The sequence below is a fragment of the Nesterenkonia sp. K-15-9-6 genome, assembly GCF_052656005.1.
In genome coordinates this window covers 1-6,264 of record NZ_JBQYEY010000047.1, presented here as the reverse complement: position 1 = coordinate 6,264, position 6,264 = coordinate 1, and the positions used below count along the sequence as shown (strand labels likewise).

Genomic DNA, 6,264 nt, shown 5'->3' with positions numbered 1-6,264 from the left:
CGGAGAGCACCTGGAACCTCGACATCTACTCAGTCTCGCAGGACGGGCGCTACATAATTGTCAGACATGCCCTAGGCATGCTGTCAGCCCTGGCGGGCCTTGAGGCGGGGGTTCTTCTTGTTGATGACGTAGGTCTTGCCGCGGCGGCGCACCACCTGGGAGCCGGGCTTGTTCTTCAGCGAGCGCAGGGACTTTCGGACCTTCATGGCATCCTCCTAGTGATAATGAGTAGCATTAGCAGTGATCATACGCTTCAACCCTGGAAGGACGCGAATGGAGATCACGCCGGAGGACGAGCCGCAGGGAGCGAGCATCGGAGGGCGGGTGGACGTCGTCGCCGTCGTCGGAGCCTGCGCACCGGAGCGGCAGGAGCTCGCGGCGCGCCTGGCCCGCGCCGAGAACCGGGTGCTGCTGCCCGCGCGCAGGATGCGCGCCGAGCCGGAGGTGCTCGATCAGGCGGTGACGCTCCTGGGCCGGATGCGTGCGGCGCAGGGCCTGGTGGTCGAGCACCCGCTGGAGACGCCGGCCATGGAGATCATCGGCCTTCTGGCCGACCCCACCATGGCCACTCGGCTCTCCGCCGTGGTCTGCGTGGTGGACGCCGCGCATCTGCTCGACGATCTGGAGGCGGAGGACTTCGTGCCGCTGCAGGACGGGGCCCACCACGCGGCCCGGGCGGAACTGATGGTCCAGCAGATCGAATACGCCTCGGACATCGTGCTGGTCAACACCTCCGGCCTTCCGGCTCACCGGCTCCGCACGCTCGAGGCGCTGCTGAGCGCGCTGAGTCCGCGGGCCACGGTGCGACGCGACGGTGGCGTCTCGAACGGATGGCCTCGGCGGAGCACGGAGTACTCCCAGGAGCAGACGAGGGCCGGGTGGATCTGCCAGCTCAACGGGGACTTCGCCCCGGAGGTGACCACCGAGGACGTCACGGTGATGCGGTACGACCAGCTGCGACCTTTCCACCCGGGCCGGCTGCATGCAGTCCTGGAGACCTTCTTCTTCGAACGCGGCGCCGGGCAGGTGCTGCGCTCCGCCGGGTTCTGCCGACTGGCGACCCGGCCACATGTCACCGCCCAGTGGGACCATGTGGGGGCCGGATTCGCCCTGGAACCGGTGAGCTTCGACCACCAGATGCGGGAGGAGGACGAAGTGCTGGCCTTCGGGCAGGACGTCGCCGTCGTCGGGCTCGGTCTGGACACCCGGAGGCTCACCGCGGCCCTGGACGAGGCGGCTCTGGACGACGACGAGCTCGCGGCCGGTCCCATGGCCTGGTCCACCTTCCCCGATCCCTTCCCGGACTGGCGCACCGCACCGAATCTGTGAGCACGGTGAGTCCCACAGGTGCGGGATGGAAGAATGGTCGGCCGTGGACCTTCATCAGCTTGACACGCTCTTCGACGGGCACGCCACGGCGCTCGCTCCGGCCCTGCTGGGCTGCCGCCTGACCGTGGTGACCGTACAGGGTGCTGTCACCGTCCGGCTGACTGAGGTCGAGGCCTACGGTGACCAGGGCGAGGACCCCGGAGCGCACAGCTTCCGCGGCCGCACGGCCCGCAATGACTCCCTGTTCGGGCCTCCGCGGCGCACCTACGTCTACCTGAACTACGGGATCCATCGCTGTCTGAACCTGGCCTGCGGACCCGAGGGCACGGCCGGGGGAGTGCTGCTGCGCGCCGGCGAGGTGCTCGCCGGACGCGGCCTCGCAGTCGAGCGCCGGGGGCGGGACACCGGGGTGAAGCTGCTCTCGGGGCCCGGGCGTCTGGGTCAAGGGCTGGGCATCACGCTCACCATGGACGCCGCGCCGGTGACACTGGTGCCGCCCGAGGCGCCGCAGCCTGCGGATCCGGACCCCGAAGACGTCGCTTTCCTCCTCTCGCCGCCCGGGGAGCCGGTCGGCGAGAGGCTCTGGGGCCCGCGGGTGGGCGTCTCCGGTGTCGGCGGAGGCCCGGAGTTCCCCTGGCGCTGCTGGCTGGCCGGTGAAGCCAGTGTCTCGGCCTACCGGCCGGGTCGGGATGTGCCCGCTCGGGAGGTGCTGGAGCGTCGGCAGAGCTGACGGCGACGCCGTCATGTCCTGTTCACCCTCTTGCGGGTAGGATAGGTGGTCATCTGTTTCAGACATGAGAGCCGTACTGCTTGATGAGTGACACGACCAGCTCGAGCGCATCCGAGGTCATCCCGGATCGTCCGGCCGCGCGCAACGGCCGTTCCGGAGGGCCCTCCGGAGACATGCCCACCGACGGTGAGGTCCCCGTCCCGGCGCTCGACGCCGGCGTCGAGGAGGAGCGGGAGTACGTGGGCCTGCTGTACCGCAGGCTCGACGAGCTCCGCGAGGAGAAGGAGACCCAGCTCTCCGAGGTGCGCAGCACCGGGGCGGTGGGCACCATGCAGAACGTCTCGGAGCGCGACGCCTTCGCCACCATGTATGAGGATCGGCTGGCTCAGCTCAACGCCGTGGACGATCGGCTCGTCTTCGGGCGCCTGGATCTCGACGGCGGCGACTGTCGGTACATCGGCCGCATCGGGCTGACCACCGCCGAGCGGCAGCGGCTCATGCTGGATTGGCGAGCCCCGGAGTCCGGCGTCTTCTACCAGGCCACCGCCTTCGATCGGCAGGGCGTGCGACGACGCCGGCACCTGATGCTGCGGCGTCGGGACGTCCAGGGCGTGGAGGATGAGGTCCTGGACCCAGACCTGCTCGAGGAGACGGCGGAGAACCACGGGGACGGGGCTCTGCTCGCGGCGCTCAACGCCCGGCGCACCGGTCAGATGGGCGACATCGTCGCCACCATCCAGGCGGAGCAGGACCGGGTGATCCGCTCGGACCTGCCGGGAGTCCTGGTGGTCCAGGGTGGGCCGGGGACGGGGAAGACTGCGGTGGCCCTCCATCGGGCCGCCTATCTGCTGTACAGCCATCGGGAGCGGCTGAAGTCCGCCGGGGTGCTGATCGTGGGGCCGAACTCCACCTTCATGTCCTACATCGACCGTGTCCTGCCCTCGCTGGGCGAGACCGGCGTGGTGATGTCGTCGGTGGCTGAGCTGTATCCCGGGGTGCGCGGCGTCGAGGAGCAGGACTCCCGGGTCGCTGAGATCAAGGGGCGGCTGCAGATGGCGGAGGTCATCGGTGCGGCCGTGGCCCAGCGTCAACGCACCATCGCGGAGCCGCGAGAGGTGGACGTCGACGGCGTCAAGGTCTCGGTCACCCCGGCGATGATCAACCGCGCCCGGGAACGGGCCCGGGCTACCGGCAAGCCCTACAACGAGGCGCGGACGACCTTCGTGAAGGTCGTGGTCAAGGACATCGCGGAGAAGCTCGAGCGCATCCTGGCCAAGCGGTCCGAGGGCAACGAGGCGGACCGCTCCTATCTGGTGGAGGACGTCCGCACCGCCCGCGACGTGCGCGTGCTGCTGAACCTCTGCTGGCTGCCGCGGACGCCGCAGAATCTGCTGGAGGACCTGTGGAGCCGGCCGGCCTATCTGGAGGCGGCCGCACCGATGCTGACCCGGACCGAGCGGGACCTGCTGCGGCGGGAACCCGGGGAGCCGTTCACCGTCGCCGACGTCCCGCTGCTCGACGAGGCCGCCGAGCTGCTGGGCGACCTCGACGAGTCCGCCGGACGGGAGGAGGCTCGGCAGAAGGCCGCCCGGGAGCGGCAGCTCGAGGACGCCCGCAAGGCCGTGGAGAACGCCACCCCCGCGATGGCCGAGATGGGCATCGAAGGCTTCCTGAGCGCGGAGGACGTGGTGAGCCTCAACGAGGAGACCGCCGCCCGCCTCAGTGCTGCTGAGCGCGCCCAGGTGGACCGCACCTGGACCTACGGCCATGTCGTGGTCGATGAGGCCCAGGAGCTCTCACCCATGCAGTGGCATGTGCTCATGCGGCGGTGCCCCCTGAAATCCTTCACCGTGGTCGGCGACATCGCCCAGGGTTCCTCGGCGTCGGCGGCGACGAGTTGGCAGGCCGCCATGGAGCCTTTCGTCGGCGAGCGGATGCGCGTCGAGGAGCTCACGGTCAACTACCGGACCCCGCGCCGGATCGTGGATCTGGCCGAGGCCGTGGCCCGCTCCGAAGGACTGGACATCACCTCGCTGCGCACGGTCCGCGAGGGCGACCATGCTCCCGCAGTGGACCAGGTGGCGGACGATGCCGTGGTGCCGGCGGTGGTGGAGGCCGTCGACGCCGAGTTCGGCAAGGTCGGAGACGGCCTGGTGGCGGCCATCGTCCCGGAGCGGCTCCACGCGTCCGCCCGGCGCGCCCTGCGGGAACGCTTCGGCGAACGGGTCGGCGACGGCGCGGGCTCACTGAGCCAGGACATCGTGGTCCTCACCGCCGATGACGCCAAGGGTCTGGAGTTCGACGCCGTGGTGGTGGTCGAGCCCGCCGAGCTGTGCGAGGAGGCCGCGGGCAGGATCGGCAGCCTGTATGTGGCGCTCACCCGTCCCACCCAGTCGCTGCACGTCGTGCACTCGGGCGAGCTCCCGGCGGGGTTCGACGCGCGGTGAGACGACACCGGGCCCCGGACCAGGGCCCGACACTGCTACCGTACGAGTTGTGATGGAGAAGAACCTCGTGGAGAACCCAGCGGCGCTGGAGACCCAGCGCAACGATGACAGCTTCGAGAACATCTGGCAGGAGCTGAAGTGGCGCGGCCTGGTGCACGTGTCGACGGAGGAATCTGCACTGGAGGAGGCCCTCGCGGGGGACCCCATCACCTATTACTGCGGATTCGATCCGACGGCGGCTTCTCTGCACCTGGGTCACCTGGTGCAGCTGCTCACGATGCGACGCATCCAGCTGGCCGGTCATCGGCCCCTGGCGCTCGTCGGCGGCTCCACCGGCCTCATCGGCGACCCCCGCGAGTCGGGGGAGCGGGTGCTCAACACTCCGGAGACTGTGGCCGGCTGGGTGCGCAGCATCCAGGACCAGGTGCGCCCCTACATCTCCTTCGAGGGGGAGAACGCTGCGCAGATGGTGAACAACCTGGACTGGACTCAGGGGATCAGCGCCATCGAGTTCCTGCGCGACATCGGCAAGTACTTCCGTGTGGGCAGCATGATCAAGAAGGACCTGGTGGCCAAGCGGCTGAACTCTGATGAGGGGATCTCCTACACGGAGTTCAGCTACCAGATCCTCCAGGGTCTGGACTACCTGCAGCTGTACCGCGAATACGACTGCACGCTGCAGTTCGGAGGGTCGGACCAGTGGGGCAACATCACCGCCGGCACGGAGCTCGTCCGTCGCGTGGAGAACACCCCGGTGCACGCACTGGGCACTCCGCTGATCACCAATGCCGACGGCACGAAGCTCGGCAAGTCGGAGGGCAACGCCATCTGGCTCGACGCCGAGCTGTGCTCGCCGTACACGTTCTACCAGTACTGGCTCAACGTCTCCGACGCCGATGTGATCGATCGTCTCAAGGTCTTCACCTTCCGCACGCGGGAGGAGATCGAAGCTCTGGCCCAGCAGGTCCAGGAGCGTCCCTTCACCCGGGAGGCGCAGCGGACTCTGGCATGGGATGTGACCACGCTGGTCCATGGGGAGGAGGCGACCCGAAAGGTCATTGCAGCCTCTGAAGCGCTCTTCGGCAAGGGGGAGATCGCCGAGATCGACGAACCGACCCTGCGCGCGGTCTCCGCTGAGCTGCCGGTCGCAGACCTCGACCCGCAGTCAGCTTCCGTGGTGGAGGCGCTGGTCTCTACCGGTCTGGTCAGCTCGAAGTCCGAGGCACGGCGCACCGTCAAGGACGGCGGCGCCTACGTGAACAACACCAAGGTCGACGACGGCGAGACCCCGGCCGGTTCGGAGCTCTGGCTCCATGGCCGGTACCTGGTGGTGCGTCGCGGCAAGAAGAATCTGGCCATCGTGCGCCGGAACGGCGACTGATCACCGAGACCCAGACCGGCACGGCAGCCGCGGCCCGGACGTCCCTTCGGACGCCGGCGCCGCGGCTGTTCTCGTCTGAGACGCACATCACCCCCGATCCGGTTTGCGCGGGGGCGAGGTGCTGTGTAAAGTTTCTACTCGTGCTCAGGGCACAGGGAAGACAGCCGAAAGGCAGAAACCCGGTGCAGAGCACACTGTGGCGGTCACGTCGCAGGGCTTCTTGACGCTCATCCTTGAGGATGGCCCAGAGAGTTCGGTGAGACACCGAGGTTGCACGGGTCAGACGGATAGGGTAAGATGGAGAAGTTGCTGTCCGGAGGGCGGCTCGGGACCGGGTTTGACAGCCGGAAACGAGATGTTCTAGGATAGAAAAGTTG

General features: G+C 68.6%; 5 protein-coding genes. 4 read left to right on the top strand and 1 reads right to left on the bottom strand.

Features of this window, described 5'->3' with window-relative positions:
- Positions 1-83 precede the first annotated feature (83 nt).
- A complete protein-coding gene (ykgO, locus tag SD455_RS16455; RefSeq protein ID WP_070159154.1) occupies positions 84-206 on the bottom strand; it encodes a type B 50S ribosomal protein L36 in 123 nt (40 codons plus the stop codon).
- A 67-nt stretch (positions 207-273) separates the two neighbouring features.
- Here ykgO and SD455_RS16450 point away from each other — a divergent pair, with 67 nt between their 5' ends.
- The 4 genes from SD455_RS16450 (at position 274) to tyrS (ending at position 5,887) form a co-directional block, all read left to right on the top strand.
- The gene (locus tag SD455_RS16450) at positions 274-1,329 is read left to right on the top strand and encodes a GTP-binding protein (protein ID WP_070159155.1); all 1,056 of its coding nucleotides are present in this window, start codon (positions 274-276) and stop codon (positions 1,327-1,329) included.
- A 25-nt stretch (positions 1,330-1,354) separates the two neighbouring features.
- The gene (locus SD455_RS16445) at positions 1,355-2,059 is read left to right on the top strand and encodes a DNA-3-methyladenine glycosylase (RefSeq protein ID WP_083277365.1); all 705 of its coding nucleotides are present in this window, start codon (positions 1,355-1,357) and stop codon (positions 2,057-2,059) included.
- Positions 2,060-2,232: 173 nt separating this feature from the next.
- Positions 2,233-4,506, top strand: a complete 2,274-nt coding sequence (locus SD455_RS16440; RefSeq protein WP_445508729.1) for a HelD family protein — start codon at positions 2,233-2,235, stop codon at positions 4,504-4,506.
- 52 nt (positions 4,507-4,558) lie between these two features.
- A complete protein-coding gene (gene tyrS / locus SD455_RS16435; RefSeq protein ID WP_445508728.1) occupies positions 4,559-5,887 on the top strand; it encodes a tyrosine--tRNA ligase in 1,329 nt (442 codons plus the stop codon).
- Positions 5,888-6,264: the final 377 nt, after the last annotated feature.

Bases quoted from the DNA above. Each gene is read 5' to 3' on its own strand.
- ykgO (WP_070159154.1), bottom strand. From the start codon at position 206: ATGAAGGTCCGAAAGTCCCTGCGCTCGCTGAAGAACAAGCCCGGCTCC.
- SD455_RS16450 (WP_070159155.1), top strand. From the start codon at position 274: ATGGAGATCACGCCGGAGGACGAGCCGCAGGGAGCGAGCATCGGAGGG.
- SD455_RS16445 (WP_083277365.1), top strand. From the start codon at position 1,355: ATGGAAGAATGGTCGGCCGTGGACCTTCATCAGCTTGACACGCTCTTC.
- SD455_RS16440 (WP_445508729.1), top strand. From the start codon at position 2,233: ATGCCCACCGACGGTGAGGTCCCCGTCCCGGCGCTCGACGCCGGCGTC.
- tyrS (WP_445508728.1), top strand. From the start codon at position 4,559: ATGGAGAAGAACCTCGTGGAGAACCCAGCGGCGCTGGAGACCCAGCGC.